The 17,509-nt window shown below is 70.6% G+C and carries 12 protein-coding genes; 3 read left to right on the top strand and 9 right to left on the bottom strand.

Translation table 11 applies throughout. The annotated features are described in order from the left end of the window. Positions 1–253 precede the first annotated feature (253 nt). Positions 254–1,468: a PP2C family protein-serine/threonine phosphatase gene (locus ACWD4U_RS19425; RefSeq protein ID WP_363452600.1), complete on the bottom strand. Its 1,215-nt coding sequence runs from the start codon at positions 1,466–1,468 to the stop codon at positions 254–256. Positions 1,469–1,672: 204 nt separating this feature from the next. Between ACWD4U_RS19425 and ACWD4U_RS19430 the strand changes: the two genes are divergently transcribed. Further along, the gene (locus tag ACWD4U_RS19430; RefSeq protein ID WP_363452602.1) at positions 1,673–2,923 is read left to right on the top strand and encodes a GNAT family N-acetyltransferase; all 1,251 of its coding nucleotides are present in this window, start codon (positions 1,673–1,675) and stop codon (positions 2,921–2,923) included. A 79-nt stretch (positions 2,924–3,002) separates the two neighbouring features. Here ACWD4U_RS19430 and ACWD4U_RS19435 read toward each other — a convergent pair whose 3' ends face one another. Continuing rightward, a complete protein-coding gene (locus ACWD4U_RS19435) occupies positions 3,003–3,488 on the bottom strand; it encodes a ribose-5-phosphate isomerase (RefSeq protein WP_363452604.1) in 486 nt (161 codons plus the stop codon). A 69-nt stretch (positions 3,489–3,557) separates the two neighbouring features. Beyond that, the gene (locus tag ACWD4U_RS19440; protein ID WP_363452606.1) at positions 3,558–4,154 is read right to left on the bottom strand and encodes a biotin transporter BioY; all 597 of its coding nucleotides are present in this window, start codon (positions 4,152–4,154) and stop codon (positions 3,558–3,560) included. Positions 4,155–4,432: 278 nt separating this feature from the next. Between ACWD4U_RS19440 and ACWD4U_RS19445 the strand changes: the two genes are divergently transcribed. Further along, the gene (locus tag ACWD4U_RS19445) at positions 4,433–5,866 is read left to right on the top strand and encodes an amino acid permease (RefSeq protein WP_363452608.1); all 1,434 of its coding nucleotides are present in this window, start codon (positions 4,433–4,435) and stop codon (positions 5,864–5,866) included. Between the two features lie 63 nt (positions 5,867–5,929). On the opposite strand, the gene ACWD4U_RS19450 is transcribed toward ACWD4U_RS19445, so the two are convergent. Beyond that, positions 5,930–6,562 (bottom strand): mycothiol-dependent nitroreductase Rv2466c family protein, encoded by a 633-nt coding sequence (locus ACWD4U_RS19450; protein ID WP_363452610.1) that lies wholly within the window; start codon positions 6,560–6,562, stop codon positions 5,930–5,932. 212 nt (positions 6,563–6,774) lie between these two features. Here ACWD4U_RS19450 and pepN point away from each other — a divergent pair, with 212 nt between their 5' ends. Then, positions 6,775–9,333 carry an aminopeptidase N gene (pepN, locus tag ACWD4U_RS19455; protein ID WP_363452612.1) on the top strand — a complete coding sequence of 853 codons (2,559 nt, stop codon included), beginning with the start codon at positions 6,775–6,777 and terminating at the stop codon, positions 9,331–9,333. An 86-nt stretch (positions 9,334–9,419) separates the two neighbouring features. Here pepN and ACWD4U_RS19460 read toward each other — a convergent pair whose 3' ends face one another. The 5 genes from ACWD4U_RS19460 to acnA all read right to left on the bottom strand — a co-directional run bounded on the left by ACWD4U_RS19460 (position 9,420) and on the right by acnA (position 17,288). Beyond that, positions 9,420–10,364: a carbohydrate ABC transporter permease gene (locus tag ACWD4U_RS19460; RefSeq protein ID WP_363452614.1), complete on the bottom strand. Its 945-nt coding sequence runs from the start codon at positions 10,362–10,364 to the stop codon at positions 9,420–9,422. A gap of 14 nt (positions 10,365–10,378) precedes the next feature. Then, positions 10,379–11,311, bottom strand: coding sequence for a carbohydrate ABC transporter permease (locus ACWD4U_RS19465; RefSeq protein ID WP_363452616.1), 933 nt, complete (start codon positions 11,309–11,311; stop codon positions 10,379–10,381). A 78-nt stretch (positions 11,312–11,389) separates the two neighbouring features. Further along, positions 11,390–12,799 carry an N-acetylglucosamine/diacetylchitobiose ABC transporter substrate-binding protein gene (gene ngcE / locus ACWD4U_RS19470; protein WP_363452618.1) on the bottom strand — a complete coding sequence of 470 codons (1,410 nt, stop codon included), beginning with the start codon at positions 12,797–12,799 and terminating at the stop codon, positions 11,390–11,392. A 397-nt stretch (positions 12,800–13,196) separates the two neighbouring features. Then, complete coding sequence (locus ACWD4U_RS19475; protein ID WP_363452620.1) at positions 13,197–14,507, bottom strand: glycoside hydrolase family 18 protein; 1,311 nt, start codon at positions 14,505–14,507, stop codon at positions 13,197–13,199. Between the two features lie 135 nt (positions 14,508–14,642). Further along, entirely contained in the window at positions 14,643–17,288 is a 2,646-nt protein-coding gene (gene acnA / locus ACWD4U_RS19480) for an aconitate hydratase AcnA (protein WP_363452622.1), read from the bottom strand. Between the last annotated feature and the right edge of the window lie 221 nt (positions 17,289–17,509).

Below are 17,509 nucleotides of genomic sequence, written 5' to 3' on the forward strand. Positions count from 1 at the left end.
ACAAGCCCGGCGCCGCAACCCGCGCGATGAGACTGATTTTCGCCGACCGTGACCATAGCGGACCGGCCTTGACGGACCGTCGGCGGGCGGCGGACTGCGGGGGCTCTCCCGGCAAACCGGCAGGCAGACCCGCAGGTGATCCATTCCCCGGGTGCCGCAGGAGAATTGGCCGAAGATCAACGTCCCGGGTTGACACTCCGTGGACAGCCCGCGAGCGCCTCCCGCACGGTGCGCCGACCGGCGCGGGCGGGAGTCAGCGACGCCAGACCAGCAGCACGGCGCGGTCGTCGTTGACGTGCTTGGCGACGGTGTCGATGAGCCGGACCGCGGCGCCGGAGCGCCCGGCCACCGGGGCGGTGGCCACCAGCCGGTCCGCCTCGCCCATCAGCCGGTCCATGCCCTCGGCGAGGTCGCGGCCGGGGATCTCCACCATGCCGTCGGTGCACATCAGCAGCAGGTCACCGGGGCCGAGGGTGCCGCGCACCCCTTCGAACTTGGCGCCGTCGTACACCCCGAGCAGCGGGCCCTCGGCCTGCTTGACCTCCCAGTGGCCGGCGCCGGCGAGGCGGTGCATGCCGGGCAGGTGGCCGGCCGACAGCAGCTCGTACTCGCCGGTGTCCAGGTCGAGCACCAGGTGGACGGCGGTGGCGAAGCCCTCCTCCCAGTCCTGGCGGAGCAGGTAGCCGTTGGCGGCGGGCAGGAAGTCGTGGGCGGGCAGCGAGCCGAGCAGGCCGCCGAAGGCGCCGGACAGCAGCAGGGCCCGGCTGCCGGCGTCCATGCCCTTGCCGGAGACGTCGGCGAGCACCGCCTCCAGCACCCGGCCGCCGGGGCCGGTGCGGGCGGCCACCATGAAGTCGCCGGAGAAGGACTGGCCGCCGGCCGGGCGCAGCGCCATGTCGGCGTGCCAGCCCTCCGGGAGCCGGGGGACGCGGCCCTGCACCCGGATCCGCTCGCGCAGGTCGAAGAGCATGGTGGAGCCGCCGCGCCACGGCACGCCGACCCGGCGGCGGAACTGGGCGACCAGCAGCCCGGCGACGCCGACCGCGCCGACCACCAGGGCCGCGCCGGGGGTGACCCCGTAGATGTAGGCGTCGGGGTTGTCGGCCGCGGTCCGCTCCCCGGTGTGCACCAGGGACTCGGTGATCAGCCCGCCGGCCGCGACCGCGTACAGCAGCACCAGGGTGCCGGGGCGCAGCAGCAGGGCGCCGGCCAGGATCGGCAGCACCAGGGCGGTGGGCGGGCACCAGTTGGGGATCCAGACGTTCAGCATGACCAGCAGCGGGACGGCCAGCGCGAGCAGCGCGAAGGCCCACCAGTCGGCGCCGTCGCCGCGGAAGTAGTCCACCCCGGTTCGGCGCAGCCTGCGTCGGGCCCGGTACAGCGCCGCGCGCCACCGGGCCGTCACGGGCTCGCGGGCCGCCTTGGCGGCCGGGCGGCCCGTCGCACTCGTCCGCGTGCTGTCGGCCATGGGGTCCGACCTTATCCACCGGCGGTGCGCGCGTCGACGGGGTGGGCGGCCCGGGCGCGCCGGGCCGCGCGCCGCGGGCGGGTTTCGGCCGCCGGGCGGCCGGGGTGCGGCCACCCGGCGGCAGGGCGGGCGCCGGGGCGGCCGGGCCGGTGGCACGTCCGCAATTCCGTCGCCATCGCCCGGATCGGGTGATAGGAGGGGTACATGACGATTCGACACCCCGAGCTGACCGTCCGGCCGTTGCGCGCCGAGGAGTGGGAGGAGTGGTACCGGAACCTGGAGGTGGCCTTCGGCGGGGACCAGGAGCCGCCCGAGGAGCGGTCGCTGTGGCGGGAGTTGACCGAGGTGGAGCGCTCGCTGTCGATCTGCGAGGGCGAGCGGACGGTCGGCGGCGGCGGGGCGTTCACCTTCCGGGTGGTGGTGCCGGGCGGTGCGGTGGTCCCGGCGGCGGGGGTGACCATGGTGGGCGTGCTGCCGACGCACCGGCGGCGCGGCGCGCTGACTGCGCTGATGCGCCGTCAGCTGGACGACGTGCGGGCGGCCGGTGAGCCGCTGGCGGTGCTGACCGCCTCGGAGCCGCCGATCTACGGCCGGTTCGGCTACGGGCAGGCGACCCGCAAGGTGGCGGTGGAGCTGGAGCGCGGCCGGGTGCGGGTGCACGTCCCGCCGGGCCCGGCCGCGGCGCTGCGGCTGGCCGACCCGGTGGCCGAACTCGCGCGCTGCGAGGAGCTGTACGCCGCGCTCGCCACCCGCCGCCCGGGCACCCTGGTGCGCGCGCCGGGCTGGGACCGGGTGGGCGTGCTGGACGCCCCGGCGTCCCGCGGCGGCTACTCCCCGCTGCAGTGCGTGCTGGCCGAGGACCCGGCCACCGGCGAACTGCTGGGCTACGCCCGGTACGCGGTGAAGGGCGACTGGCGGGACGGCAGCCCGGTCGGCGTGGTGCGGGTCCGCTCGGTGGTGGCCGCGCACTCGGGGGTGTCCGCCCGGCTGTGGGAGTACCTGCTGGACCAGGACCTGACCGAGCGGGTGGAGGTGCGCAGCCTGCCGGTGGACGATCCGCTGCTGCACCTGGTGTCGGACGTCCGGCGGCTGCGGCCGCGGCTGGAGGACGCGATGTTCGTCCGCCTGGTGGACCTGCCGGCGGCGCTGACGGCCCGCGGGTACGCGCAGTCGGTGGACGTGGTGCTGGAGGTGACCGACGCGTTCTGCCCGTGGAACGCCGGGCGCTGGCGGCTGACCGCGGGCCCGGGCCGCTCGGCGGTCTGCGTCCGCACCGAGGAGGCGGCCGAACTGGAGCTGGACGTCCGGGAGTTGGGGGCGGTCTACCTGGGCGGCGGCTCGCTGGCGGCGCTCGCCTCGGCAGGCCTGGTGACCGAGCTGCGCCCGGGGGCGCTGGAGGGCGTCTCGGCGGCCTTCCGGTCGGCGCTGGAGCCCTGGCTGCCGCACGGCTTCTGACCGGGCGGCCGACCCGGCGGCGGAACGCCGACGCCCGCCGCCGGTCGAGCACCGGCGGCGGGCGTCGTGCGTCCGGGGTTCAGCCCTGCGGGTGGTGGGCCGGGATCGGGGGGAGCTCGCCGGTGGTCTCGTACTCGGACAGCATGGTGATCCGGCGGGTGTGCCGCGGCTCGCCGCTGTAGGGGGTGTTGAGGAAGATCTCGACGAACTTGGTGGCCTCGTCGACGGTGTGCATCCGGCCGCCGATCGACACCACGTTGGCGTTGTTGTGCTCGCGGCCGAGGGCGGCGGTCTGCTCGCTCCAGGCGAGGGCCGCCCGGACGCCCTTCACCTTGTTGGCGGCGATCGCCTCGCCGTTGCCCGAGCCGCCGATCACCACGCCCAGCGCCTCGGGGTCGGCGGCGGTGCGCTCGGCGGCCCGGAGGCAGAACGGCGGGTAGTCGTCCTCGGCGTCGTAGATGAGCGGGCCGCAGTCGACCGGCTCGTGCCCGGCTCCCTTCAGCCACTCGACGAGGTGGTTCTTCAGTTCGTATCCGGCATGGTCGGAGCCCAGGTACACGCGCATGACCATGAGTGTGACATGTCGCGCAGCCCGCTCCCCGACAGGGGCGCGGGCTCGTGCGCGGACGGGTCGTCAGCGACGGCCGAGCAGCTTCCAGGTGAGCGGCAGGGCGGCCGTCGCGAGGACCAGCTTGAGGGCGTCGCCGACCAGGTACGGGTAGAGGCCGAGGTCGGCGGCCTTGGCCAGCGGGACGTCCAGCGCGAACGCCAGGTACGGCACGCCGACGGCGTAGATCGCCAGGCTGCCGAGGGCCATCACGCCGGCGGTGGCCAGCGGGCTGCGGTCGGCGCCGCGGCGGGCCAGCGCGCCGGTGAGCGCGGCGGCCAGCACGAAGCCGATCACGTAGCCGAGGCTCGGCATCGACCAGCCGGAGCTGCCCTCGGCGAACCACGGCATCCCGGCCAGGCCGGCCAGCAGGTAGAGGCCGAGCGAGGCGGCGCCGCGGCGGGCGCCCAGCGCGGTGCCGACCAGCAGGGCGGCGAAGGTCTGCCCGGTCACCGGCACCGGCGAGCCGGGCACCGGAACCGACAGCTGCGCGGCCGCGCCGGTCAGGGCGGCGCCGCCGACCACCAGGGCCAGCTCGCGGGCCCGCGCCCCGAGTCGGGTGGACGCCGCGGGCAGCAGGTCGGCGAGGACGGCGGTGGACGGTATCGGCGCGGCGGTGGCCATGGACGCTCCCGGGGGGTTCCGATGCGGATGATCACCACGAACCTACGCCGCGTCAGGCCGCGGGCACCGCGTCGGCCCGTGACAAAGCCGGGCGGCCCGGGGTTGTCGGATCCGGCCTGTGACCAAGCACTCACGTCCCGTCTCGGTGCCGGTGCGGTCACGTTCCGTCAAATGGCCGTCCGGATTCCGGGCATGCTTTGGGGCGTCCACGTCACGTGCCGAATAGTGGACGGAACTCCCCGGAGTCCCCCGATAGTCGAACGTCTGGATCCACCCGCATGACCAGTCCCACCACCGCGCCCGCCGCGCCGCCGCAGGCGTCCGACGACGCGGGCCTGGCCCACGGCCTGAAGCAGCGTCACCTGTCGATGATCGCGCTCGGCGGCGTGATCGGCGCCGGCCTCTTCGTCGGCTCCGGCGCCGGCATCGCCGCGGCCGGTCCCGCCGTGGTGCTCGCCTTCGCCGCCTCCGGCCTGCTGGTCATGCTGGTGATGCGGATGCTCGGCGAGATGTCCGCGGCGCGCCCGGCGTCCGGCTCCTTCTCGGTGCACGCGGAGCGCGAGATCGGCCCGTGGGCCGGCTTCGCCGCGGGCTGGCTGTTCTGGATCCTGCTCTGCGTCGGCGTCGCGGCCGAGGCGATCGGCGCGGCCGGCATCGTCTCCGGCTGGCTGCCCGCCGTCCCGTCCTGGGCCTGGGTCGCCGTCTTCATGGCCTTCTTCTGCGCCACCAACCTCGCGGCGGTGCGCAACTTCGGCGAGTTCGAGTTCTGGTTCGCCGCGGTCAAGGTCCTCGCGATCAGCGCCTTCCTCGTGATCGGCGTGCTCGCCGTGCTCGGCCTGCTGCCCGGCACCGACTCCCCCGGCGCCGCCAACCTCACCGGTCACGGCGGGTTCCTCCCGACCGGCGCCGGCGGCCTGGTCACCGGCCTGCTCGCCTCGGTCTTCGCCTACGGCGGCCTGGAGACCGTCACCATCGCCGCCGCCGAGTCCGAGAACCCGCGGCGCAGCGTCGCCCTGGCCGTGCGCACCGCGATGTGGCGGATCGCCCTGTTCTACGTCGGCTCGATGGCGGTGATCGTCACCCTCGTCCCGTGGAACGACCCGTCCGTGGTCAAGCCCGGCCCCTACGTCGCGGTGCTCGACACCCTGGGCATCCCCGGCGCCGCCCAGCTGATGAACGTGGTCGTGCTGATCGCCCTGCTCTCCGCGATGAACGCCAACATCTACGGCTCCTCCCGGATGGCCCACTCGCTGGTGGCCCGCGGCCAGGGCCCGCGCGCCCTCGCCCGGATCTCCGGCGGCGTCCCGCGCCGCGCCGTGCTGGCCTCCTCGGCGTTCGGCTTCTTCGCCGTCCTGCTCTCCTACTGGTGGCCGGAGACCGTCTTCAGCTGGCTGCTCAACATGGTCGGCGCCGCCGTCCTGGTGGTCTGGGCCTTCATCGCGGTGGCCCAGCTCCGCATGCGACGGCGCCTGGAGCGCGAGGAGCCGGCGAAGCTGACCGTCCGGATGTGGGGCTTCCCGTACCTGACGTACCTGGCCCTGGCCGCGATCCTCGGCATCCTGCTCCTGATGACCGTGGACTCCGCCAACCGCATCCAGCTCTACTTCACGGCGGGTCTGGCAGCCGTGCTCGCCGTTCTCGGCTACCTGAAGTCCCGCGCCCCGCAGGGGGCGCGGGGAACTTCGCGAGCAACCGAGCTCGGGCAGGACTGACGCTCCGACAGGAACCGCCCGGACGCCCTTGGGCAATCCGGGCGGTACGCCTCGCGGAGCGAGCTACTCGAACGACGGGCCGGCGGTGCGGGTGCGCTTGATCTCGTAGAAGCCGGGCGTCGAGGCCACCAGGACCACGCCGTCCCACAGCCGGGCCGCCGCCTCGCCGCGCGGCGTGGGGGTGACCACCGGGCCGAAGAACGCGACCCGGCCGTCGGGGCCGTCGAGGGCGATCACCGGGGTGCCGACGTCCTCGCCGACCAGGCCGATGCCCTCCGCGTGCGAGGCGCGCAGCGCCTCGTCGTGCGCGTCGGTGTCGGCGGCGTCGGCCAGGTCCTCGGGCAGGCCCGCGGCCTGCAGCGCGGCGACGATGGTCTCCCGGTTGTTCGGCAGGCCCTGGTTGTGGAAGCGGGTGCCGAGCTCGGTGTAGAGCGGGCCGAGCACCTTCTCGCCGTGCGCCTCGGCGGCGGCGATCAGGACCCGCACCGGACCCCAGCCCGCGGCCAGCAGCTCCCGGTACTTCTCGGGCAGGTCCTCGCGGTTCTCGTTGAGGACCGAGAGGCTCATCACGTGCCAGCGGGTGTCCACCGGGCGGAGCTTCTCGACCTCCAGCATCCAGCGGGAGGTCATCCAGGCCCAGGGGCAGATCGGGTCGAACCAGAAGTCGGCGATCTTGCGGGAGTCGGCAGTCGTCACGGACGGCGTCCTTCGGGTCGTCAGGTCATGGGTGCGGGGAGCCCGGGCAGCCGGACTCCCGAGGGAGTCGAACTCCGGGGCGGCCGGGATGATTCCTCCCCCAGTGCAATGGCACAGGAGTCGGGGCGTGAAAGGATGCCCTGGAGGAGTGCCATGAGCACTCCCGACCGTGTGTTCCGTACACCGCGTGTTCCGTACAGAGGAGTGCCGACGTGCCGGGGAAGAACCTGAGCCGCGAGGAGGCCCGCGAGCGGGCCGCGATCATCCGGGTGGAGGGCTACCGCGTCCACCTGGACGTGAGTGCGGCGGCCGACCCCGCCCGGCCCACCTTCCGGTCCACCACGACCATCGACTTCCACTGCTCCGCCCCGGGCTCGGCGAGCTTCGTGGACCTGCTGGCCCCCGCGGTGCACGAGGTGGTGCTGAACGGGCGCCGACTCGACCCGGCGGAGGTGTTCGACGGCGCGCGGGTCGCGCTGCCGGAGCTCGCCGCGCGCAACGAGCTGACCGTGGTCGCGGACTGCGCCTACAGCCGCACCGGCGAGGGCCTGCACCGCTTCGTCGACCCGGTGGACGGCGAGACCTACCTCTACACCCACTACGAGCCGGCCGACGCCCGCCGGGTCTTCGCGAACTTCGAACAGCCGGACCTGAAGGCCCCGTTCACGTTCACCGTGACCGCCCCCGCGGCGTGGGACGTGTACGCCAACGCGGTCGCCGAGCAGATCGTCGAGCAGGACGCCGCCCGCACCTGGAACTTCGCGCCGACCCGGCCGATCTCCACCTACCTGACCGCCGTGGTGACCGGCCCGTACCACGTGGTCCGCGACCACTACACGCGCGAACTCGCCGACGGCACCGTGCTGGAGATCCCGCTCGCCGCCACCTGCCGGCGCTCGCTCGCCCCGTACTTCGACGCCGACGAGATCCTCACCGTCACCAAGCAGGGCCTGGACTTCTTCCACCAGGAGTTCGACTACCCGTACCCGTTCGGCAAGTACGACCAGTGCTTCGTCCCCGAGTACAACATCGGCGCGATGGAGAACCCGGGCTGCGTGACCTTCCGCGAGGAGTTCATCTACCGCTCCAGGGTCACCGAGGCGGCCTACGAGTCCCGGGCCAACGTGATCCTGCACGAGATGGCCCACATGTGGTTCGGCGACCTGGTCACCATGAAGTGGTGGGACGACCTGTGGCTCAAGGAGTCCTTCGCCGACTTCATGGGCTCCTTCGCCCAGATCGAGGCCACCAGGTACGGCGCCGCCTGGATCACCTTCGCCAACCGCCGCAAGGCCTGGGCCTACCGGCAGGACCAGTTCCCCACCACCCACCCGATCACCGCGGACATCCGCGACCTCGAGGACGCCAAGCTCAACTTCGACGGCATCACCTACGCCAAGGGCGCGTCCGTCCTCAAGCAGCTGGTCGCGTACGTCGGCCGGGACGCCTTCTTCGAGGGCGTGCGCGGGTACTTCCGCAAGCACGCCTTCGGGAACACCGTCCTGTCCGACCTGCTGGACGCGCTGGAGGAGACCAGCGGCCGCGACCTGACCGCCTGGTCCGCCGCCTGGCTGGAGACCTCCGGCGTCAACGTGCTCACCCCCGAGCTCACCACCGACGCCGACGGCCGGATCACCGAACTGGCGATCCGTCAGGACGGCGAGGTGCTCCGCCCGCACCGCATCGCGGTCGGCCTCTACGACCTCGCCGAGGACGGCTCGCTGCAGCGCACCGACCGCTACGAGCTGGACGTCACCGGCGCCCGCACCACCGTCCCGGACGCGGCCGGCCGTTCCCTGCCCGCGCTGGTGCTGGTCAACGACGACGACCTGACGTACTGCAAGGTCCGCTTCGACGAGCACTCGCTGGAGACCCTGCGCACCGGCCTCGGCGACCTCTCCGACGGCCTGGCCCGGGCGCTCGCCTGGTCCGCCGTGTGGAACCTGACCCGGGACGCGCTGATGCCCGCCCGCGACTACCTCGACCTGGTGCTGCGCTTCGCCGGGCACGAGTCCGACATCGGCGTGCTGCAGTCGCTGCACCAGCAGGCCGGCACCGCGCTGGAGCTCTACGCCGACCCGGCCCGCCGCTCCGACGACGGCACCGCGCTCGCCGAGTGCGCGTTGCGCGAGCTCTCGCAGGCCACCCCCGGCAGCGACCACCAGCTCGCCTGGGCCCGCTTCCTGGCCCAGACCGCCGAGCGCGCCGACCACCTCCAGCTGCTGCGCGGCCTGCTGGAGGGCACCGCCCGGATCGACGGCCTCGCCGTCGACCAGGAACTGCGCTGGGGCCTCTGGCTGGCACTCGCCGCGAACGGCGCCGCCACCACCGAGGAGCTGGCCGCCGAGCTGGCGCGCGACAACACCGCCAGCGGCCGCCGCCAGCAGACCCAGTGCCTGGCCGCGCTGCCCACGCCGGGCGCGAAGGCCGCCGCGTGGACCTCGGTGGTCGACTCCGACGAGCTGCCCAACGCCCTGGTCGAGGCCCAGATCGCCGGCTTCAACCAGGCCGGGCAGCGGGAGCTGACGGCGTCCTACACGGCGCCGTACTTCGAGCTGCTCGAGCCGATCTGGGCGGACCGCTCGATCGAGATCGCGATGCGGATCGTCGGCGGGTTCTTCCCGCGCTACCAGACGACCCCGGAGACGCTGGCGGCCACGGACGCCTGGCTGGCCGAACACGCCGACGCCGCACCGGCGTTGCGCCGGCTGGTGGTGGAGTGCCGGGACGACCTGGCGAGGGCGCTGCGCGCGCAGGCGGCTGACGCGTAACGACTGCGCGCGCGGGAACGACTGCGCGACCGGCCCGGCGCTCCACGAGGAGTGCCGGGCCGGTCGCGCGTCCGTCGCTGCTGCGGCTACTTCAGAGTGGCCGAGGTCAGGCCTGCCTGGACCTGGCGCTGGAAGGAGAGGTAGACCACCAGCACCGGCAGCATGGCGATCGTCATGCCGGCGAACAGGGCCGGGGCGTCGCTCTTGTAGCCGGACTGCAGGGCGAGGTTGACCAGGCCCTGGGCGAGCATCGAGTGGTCGGCCTCGCCGGCCTGGGTGGGCTGCATCAGGGTGACCGGGAGGATGTACTGGTTCCACTGGCCGAGCACGTTGAAGATGCCCACGCTGATCAGGCCGGGCTTGGCCATCGGGACCATGATCTGGAAGAACGTCCGGGTGTGCGAGCAGCCGTCCAGCATCGCGGCCTCGTGCACGGCGCTGGGCAGCGTCCGGAAGAACGAGTACATGAAGAAGACGGTGAACGGCAGCGAGTAGGCGACGTACACCAGGATCAGGCCGGCGTAGCTGTTCAGGCCGAGGTACGGCGAGATCTCACCGAGGTTGCGGACCATGAAGAACAGCGGGACCAGGGCCAGGTACACCGGGAACATCGAACCCGCGACGAACAGGTAGTAGATGAACCGGTTGCCCTTGAACTCGTAGCGGGCCAGCACGTACGCGGCCATCGAGCCGAACAGCATGGTCAGGGTGACGGAGCCCAGCAGCACGATGATCGTGTTGAGGAAGAACCCGCCGATGCCCTTGGACCAGGCCCGGGAGAAGGCGTCGAAGTGGAAGCTCGACGGCCAGCTCCAGGCCGAGCCGTTGATCTGCGAGTCGGTCTTGAAGGAGCCGAGGACCACCCAGCCCAGCGGCAGCACGATCATGATCGCCCAGATGGCGAGGAAGCCGTGCGAGAAGACGTTCAGCACGCCTCCGCCGTCGCCGAAGCGCTGGCCCCGGTGAGGCTTGGGCTTGCTGCCGGCGGTGCGCTGTCCGGGGACGCTCGCGGTTGTGTCGAGAGTGCTCATGTCCGGGTCCCCGCTCAGTACTCGATCTTGTCGCGCTTGGTGGCCCAGAGCGAGACGACGGTCAGGATGAGGGTGAAGAAGAAGATCACCACACCCATCGCACAGGCGTAGCCCGCCTCACCGTTGCGCAGGAAGCTGCGCATCAGGTAGGTCGAGATGAGCTCGCTGTGGTGGTCGGGCCCACCGCCGAAGTAGGCGCCCGGAGTGATCGAGGCGACCAGCGCGAAGGCGTCCATGGCGACGATGGCCAGGTAGACCCAGGCGGTCTGCACGGTCTCCCAGAGCAGCGGCAGCGTGATCTTGAAGAAGGTCTGGCCGCGCTTGGCGCCGTCCAGCAGCGCCGCCTCGTAGATGTCCTTCGGGATGCCCTGCATGGCGGCCGAGAACAGCACCAGGTAGAAGCCGACGCCGGACCACACCAGCACCGCGAGGACGCACCACAGGACCATGTCCGGGTCGGACAGGAACGCCACCGGGTCGTGGGCGGTGGCCAGGCCGAGCTTGATCAGGATGCCGTTGGCCAGACCCGACTCGTCGGTCCGGTACACCGCGCCCCACAGCACCGCCAGGATGGCGATCGACAGCACCTGCGGGAAGAAGAAGACGACCTTGTAGAAGCCCGCTCCCTTGACGCCCTGGACGCCGCCGGTGCCGCCCTTGCCACCGACGTTGAGCATGAAGGCGAAGAACAGCGCGATCAGGATGGTGATGACCGGCAGCAGGATCAGCAGCAGCAGGTTGTGCCAGAGGGCACCGGCGAAGACCTCGTCATCGAGGAGTCTCGTGTAGTTGGCCAGGCCCACGAAGTTCATGTCCTGGCTCGCCCCTGACCAGTCGGTCAGGGAGTATCCGAAGGTCTGCGCGTACGGCCAGAGCACCAGCCCGACGTACAGCACGATCGGAAGGAAGAGGAACCCCACGATGAAGGGGTACTTGCCGTGACGCATGGTCACTTACTCCTGTCCCTCAGGCAGACGCACCGGGGGCGGTTCGGGGCCCCCGGTGCGGTTGGGTCAAGTGACTGGTCAGGCCGTCTTGTTCTTGGTGGCCGACTCCTTGGCGCGCTTGATCCACTCGTCCGGAGTGATGCGCTTGGCCATGAGCTCGCCCGAGGCGTTCTGCAGGTCCTCGTCGAACTTGGAGGCGGTGTTCGGGTACTGGAAGTTGAAGGTGTTGGTACCCGCAGCCTTCAGCGACACCACGGTGGAGGCGGTGCCCGGCTTCAGCTGGACCTCGGGGCCGACGCCGTCCTTGAGGCAGGTGAGGCTGTTGGCGGTCTGGGCGAACTTGCCCGAGGCCTCCTTGGTCAGCATCTTGCGCAGGAACTCCAGGCCACCGGCCACGTTCTTGGCCTTGGACGGGACGATGAAGGGCTCACCGGCACCGGCACGGATGGCCTCGAAGGGCAGCTTGTCGCCGGTCAGCGACGGGATCGGCAGGAACTTCATGTCGAAGTCGGCCGGGGTGGTGGGCAGCTGCTCGTTCTCCAGCCAGGAGCCGGACGGGATGAACGCGGCCTTGTACTGGTTCCACGCGGTCTGCGACTCGATGTGGGTCATGCCGTTGGTGCCGGGGAGCAGGTAGTCCTTGTCGACCACCTTGAAGAACTCGGTGACCGCGGTCTTGACGGCCGGGTCGTCCCAGGCGGTGGCGTCGAGCGAGTCGATCCGCTTCATGAGGTCCAGGCCGCCCTGCTTGGCGATCATGTCCATCATGACGACGTTGATGTAGTACGGGTACTTGCCCTGGTGGGCGAGCGGGGCGATGCCCTTGGCCTTGATCTGCTCGCACAGGGTCAGGAAGTCGGCCCAGGTCTTCGGCGCGGTCCAGCCGTTGTCCTTGAACAGCTTGCCGGAGTACCAGAAGCCCCAGACCGTGTACACGTAGGACAGGTTGTAGACCTTGCCCTTGACCGTGCCGGACTCGATGGTGCCGGGCATCAGCACGTCGCGGATCTTCTTCGACGGGTCGTCGATGTACGGCGCGTCCAGCAGCGGGGCCAGGTCGGTGAGCTGGTTGGAGTCCGCGAGGACGTCCAGCTTCATCTGCTTGGCGCCGGAGTCGTCGATGACGTCCGGCGGGGAGCCGCCGTTGAAGCGCGGCTGCAGCTTGCCGGTGACGTCCTTGTCGGCCTGGTGGTTGATCTTCGCGCCCGGGAACTGCTTCGAGTAGATCGCCTCGAAGGACTTGGCGTACTCGTTGCCGTAGCCGCCGTCGAAGATGAAGACCTCGAGCCCGTCGGCGTCCTTCACGCCGAACGGGTTCTTGGCGTCGGTCAGGTTGTAGCCGCCGGACGACTTGGACCCCTTGTCGGAGCTGCTGCCGGTGCCACCGGCGCAGGCGGCGAGCAGCGAGCCGCCGCCGGCCGCGAGCACCGTGACGGCGGCAGCACGCTTGAAGATGTCACGACGGTTGTACTCGGTTGCAGAGCCCATTGAGTGCCCTAACCCCTCGGTTCCAGAAGATGCAGACCATGAGCTGACGGATCGTCAACTCTGGGTGGCCATACCGTGCCCAGCGGCGAAGTCGCCGGTCAGAGGCGGTTTTTACGATGCGCAAAGGTATAGTCCACTGTTCATCTGGCGGCAATAGTCAGCCCGCCGGATCACAGTCCTGACAGCCAAAGTGTTGTCGGCAGTGCAGCATGTGCAATGTGCAGGAACCCTGCACATTGCGTGTCCGCGCCACCGATGACGGAGAATGTAGCGCGTTAGTGTTCGGTTGAACATAGAAATGCGCAGCTTCGCGCAACACGACACTCAAATCGTGATGCACGAAGCTGCGCGGGTACTGACGTCCGCTCAGTTCCTCGGACTGGGAGGTCTACCCGGTTCAGTCGTCCCGCAGACCCTTGTCCAGCGCGGCGACGAGCGAACCCTGGGCGTCGTCGTTGTCGAGCGACCACGCCATCACGCCGCCCAGGCCCTCGTCCTGGACGTACTGCGCCTTGCGGGTGAGCAGCTGCGGGGTGTCGTAGCTCCAGAACTCGGTGCCGTCGTACTTCCAGGTCGCCCCGTGCGCCCGGTCGTAGGAGACGGTGCCCGGCAGGTCCTTGATCTGGTTGTAGGGCAGGTTGCCGCCCCGCGCCAGGCCCGTGGCGGGCTGGTACAGGCCGCGCTTGGCGCCGGCCGGGACGCCGGTCCAGCCGTAGCCGTAGAACGGGACGCCGAGCACCGCCTTCTTGGCGGGCAGGCCGCGGTCCAGGTAGTACTGGACCGTCTTGTCGGCGCTGAGGCCGCCGTTGGTGGTGGCGACGTCGGCCGGGTCGCTGAAGAGGTTGGCCTGGTGGTCGGTCGGGCCCAGGGACTCCCACGGACCGTGCAGGTCGTAGGTCATCAGGTTGAGCCAGTCCACCGACTTGGCGACCTTCCTGACCTCCAGCTGGTCGGCCTTGGCCTGGCCGGCCGGGACGGCGGCGGTCAGCAGGTAGTGCGGGCCGCGGCGGCCGCTGAGCTCGTCCAGCTGGCGGCGGAACTCCTGCATCAGCAGGGTGTAGTTCCGCCCGTCCTCGGGACGCACCACGTTGCCCGCGTCACCGCCGCCGCCCGGGTACTCCCAGTCGATGTCGATGCCGTCGAACACCCCGGCGCCGGCGCCCGCCCCGCCCTCGACCGAGCCGAGCTGGGGCAGGTCGCCCTTGAGGTAGAGGTCGAGGCAGGAGGAGACGAACTTCTTCCGGGAGGCGTCGGTCGCCGCCGCGTCGGAGAAGTACTTGGACCAGCTCCAGCCGCCGAGCGAGACCACCACGCGCAGCTGCGGGTTGCTCGCCTTGAGCTTGCGGAGCTGGTTGAAGTTGCCCTTGAGCGCCTGCTCGGGGGTGTCGGCCACGCCGTCCACCGACTCCTCGGCGCCCACCGGGCGCTGGTAGTCGGCCCACGGGTCGCCGACACCGGCGCCGGCGGCCTCGAAGCAGGTGCCGTCGGCGGAGACGTTGCCGAAGGCGTAGTTGAGGACGGTCAGCTTGCCGGCCTGTCCGCTGGATTGGACCTTCTTGGCCGAGAAGCCGCCGTAGATGCCCCACTGGGTGAAGTACCCGACCCGCTGGCCCTGGAGCCGCTCACGGCCCTCGTGGGCCTGTGCCGGGGTGGCTGCGACGGAGGCGAGCAGGACCGCCGCGAGAACTGCCTGTGTGCGTCTGGTCATTCCGTGAATCTCTCCGATTCAGCGTCAATTGGTATGGACCATGTGCTGATGGAGAGGTTTAGTCCATTGCCCCGGAGCGCACAAGAGGCCGGACCGCGTGACGCGGTCCGGCCTCTTGCCCGGCTAGTGCCTGGTTCAGCCGATCAGGCTGCGCAGCACGTACTGCAGGATGCCGCCGTTGCGGTAGTAGTCCGCCTCACCGGGGGTGTCGATGCGCACGACCGCGTCGAAGGTGACGTCGCCCGCGGTGACCCTGACGGTCTTCGGGGTGCGGCCCTCGTTCAGCTCGGTCACGCCGGTGAAGGAGAAGGTCTCCTCGCCGGTCAGGCCCAGCGAGTCGGCGTTCTGGCCGGCCGGGAACTGCAGCGGCAGGACGCCCATGCCGATCAGGTTCGAGCGGTGGATGCGCTCGTAGGACTCGGCGATGACGGCCTTGACGCCGAGCAGCGCGGTGCCCTTGGCCGCCCAGTCGCGGGACGAGCCGGAGCCGTACTCCTTGCCCGCCAGGACGACCAGCGGGGTGCCGGCGGCCTGGTAGTTCTGCGAGGCGTCGTAGATGAACGACACCGGCGCGTCGGCCTGGGTGAAGTCGCGGGTGTAGCCGCCCTCGGTGCCCGGCGCGATCTGGTTGCGCAGGCGGATGTTGGCGAAGGTGCCGCGGATCATGACCTCGTGGTTGCCACGGCGCGAGCCGTAGGAGTTGAAGTCACGCTTCTCCACACCGTGCTCGGTGAGGTACTGCGCCGCCGGGGTGCCCGGCTTGATGTTGCCGGCCGGGGAGATGTGGTCGGTGGTGACCGAGTCGCCCAGCTTGGCCAGCACGCGGGCGCCGGCGATGTCGGTCACCGGGCTCGGGGTCTTGGCCATGCCCTCGAAGTACGGGGGCTTGCGGACGTAGGTGGACTCGGCGTCCCACTCGAAGGTGTTGCCGGTCGGGACCGGGAGCGACTGCCAGCGCTGGTCGCCGGCGAAGACGTCCTGGTAGCCCTTGTCGAACATGGCCTCGTCGATGGAGCCGGCGACGGTGTCGGCGACCTCCTGCTCGGACGGCCAGATGTCGGCGAGGAACACGTCGTTGCCGTCCGCGTCCTGGCCCAGGGCGTCCTTGGTGATGTCGACGTTCATGTTGCCCGCGAGGGCGTAGGCGACCACCAGCGGCGGGGAGGCCAGGTAGTTCATCTTGACGTCGGGGTTGATCCGGCCCTCGAAGTTGCGGTTGCCCGAGAGCACCGAGACGACCGCCAGGTCGGCCTCGTTCACCGCGGCCGAGACCTCCTCGGGCAGCGGGCCCGAGTTGCCGATGCAGGTGACGCAGCCGTAGCCGACCAGGTTGAAGCCCAGCTTCTCCATGTACGGGAGCAGGCCGGCCTTCTCGTAGTAGTCCATGACGACCTTGGAGCCGGGCGCCAGGGTGGTCTTGACCCAGGGCTTGACCGTCAGGCCCTTCTCCACGGCCTTCTTCGCCAGCAGGGCGGCGCCCAGCATGACGGAGGGGTTGGAGGTGTTGGTGCAGGAGGTGATCGAGGCGATCACGACCGCGCCGTTGTCGATCTGGTAGGTCGACCCGTCGGGGGCGGTGACGGCGGTCGGCTTCGAGGCCTCGGCCGAGTAGGTCGGCAGAGCCTCGGCGAACTTCGCGGCGGCCTCGGCCAGGATCACGCGGTCCTGCGGGCGCTTCGGGCCGGAGATCGACGGGACGACGGTGGAGACGTCCAGCTCCAGGTACTCGGAGTAGACCGGCTCGACCGACGGGTCGTGCCAGAGGCCCTGCTCCTTGGCGTACGCCTCGACCAGGGCGAGCTGCTGCGCGTCGCGGCCGGTGAGCTTCAGGTAGTTGATGGTCTCGGCGTCGATCGGGAAGATCGCACAGGTCGAGCCGAACTCCGGCGACATGTTGCCGATGGTGGCGCGGTTCGCCAGCGGGATCGCGGTGACGCCCTCGCCGTAGAACTCGACGAACTTGCCGACCACACCGTGCTTGCGCAGCATCTCGGTGATGGTGAGCACCAGGTCGGTGGCGGTGGTGCCGGCCGGGAGCTGGCCGTTGAGCTTGAAGCCCACCACGCGCGGGATCAGCATGGAGACCGGCTGGCCGAGCATCGCGGCCTCGGCCTCGATGCCGCCGACGCCCCAGCCCAGCACGCCCAGGCCGTTGACCATGGTGGTGTGCGAGTCGGTGCCGACGCAGGTGTCGGGGTACGCCTGGCCGTTACGGACCATGACGGTGCGGGCCAGGTGCTCGATGTTGACCTGGTGGACGATGCCGGTGCCCGGGGGGACGACCTTGAACTCGTCGAACGCGGTCTGGCCCCAGCGCAGGAACTGGTAGCGCTCCTTGTTGCGGCCGTACTCGATCTCGACGTTCTGGACGAAGGCGTCCGGGGTGCCGAACTTGTCGGCGATGACGGAGTGGTCGATGACCAGCTCGGCCGGCGCCAGCGGGTTGATCTTGGACGCGTCGCCGCCCAGCTCCTTCACGGCCTCGCGCATGGTGGCCAGGTCGACCACGCACGGCACGCCGGTGAAGTCCTGCATGATCACGCGGGCCGGGGTGAACTGGATCTCCTCCGACGGCTCGGCCGTCGGGTCCCAGCCGCCCAGGGCGCGGATGTGGTCGGCGGTGATGTTCGCGCCGTCCTCGGTGCGGAGCAGGTTCTCCAGCAGGACCTTGAGGCTGTACGGCAGCCGCTCGGAACCCTCGACGGCGGAGAGCTTGAAGATCTCGTACGACTCGTCGCCCACCTGCAGCGAGCTGCGGGCGTCGAAGCTGTTCGCGGACACGACTGACTCCTTCTTGGTCCACCCGGTGATAAGGTAAGCCTTAGCTAACCTGCCTGCCGCCGCTTACCGGAGCCGATGATGGAAGGCGTGCGCCTCTCGGCAAGTATCTTGACGTCAAGATAAAGTCTAGCGCGAAATGTATCTCGATGTCGAGATAAACCATAGTGCATGGCTCCGTCCAAACTTCACCGGCACATCCCGTAACGCAACCGCAGTACTCG

The organism is Kitasatospora sp. NPDC002522, assembly GCF_053595195.1.

Coding starts and splice junctions, on each gene's coding strand:
- ACWD4U_RS19425 (WP_363452600.1), bottom strand. CDS start 1,468: ATGGCCGACAGCACGCGGACGAGTGCGACGGGCCGCCCGGCCGCCAAG.
- ACWD4U_RS19430 (WP_363452602.1), top strand. CDS start 1,673: ATGACGATTCGACACCCCGAGCTGACCGTCCGGCCGTTGCGCGCCGAG.
- ACWD4U_RS19435 (WP_363452604.1), bottom strand. CDS start 3,488: ATGCGCGTGTACCTGGGCTCCGACCATGCCGGATACGAACTGAAGAAC.
- ACWD4U_RS19440 (WP_363452606.1), bottom strand. CDS start 4,154: ATGGCCACCGCCGCGCCGATACCGTCCACCGCCGTCCTCGCCGACCTG.
- ACWD4U_RS19445 (WP_363452608.1), top strand. CDS start 4,433: ATGACCAGTCCCACCACCGCGCCCGCCGCGCCGCCGCAGGCGTCCGAC.
- ACWD4U_RS19460 (WP_363452614.1), bottom strand. CDS start 10,364: ATGAGCACTCTCGACACAACCGCGAGCGTCCCCGGACAGCGCACCGCC.
- ACWD4U_RS19465 (WP_363452616.1), bottom strand. CDS start 11,311: ATGCGTCACGGCAAGTACCCCTTCATCGTGGGGTTCCTCTTCCTTCCG.
- ngcE (WP_363452618.1), bottom strand. CDS start 12,799: ATGGGCTCTGCAACCGAGTACAACCGTCGTGACATCTTCAAGCGTGCT.
- ACWD4U_RS19475 (WP_363452620.1), bottom strand. CDS start 14,507: ATGACCAGACGCACACAGGCAGTTCTCGCGGCGGTCCTGCTCGCCTCC.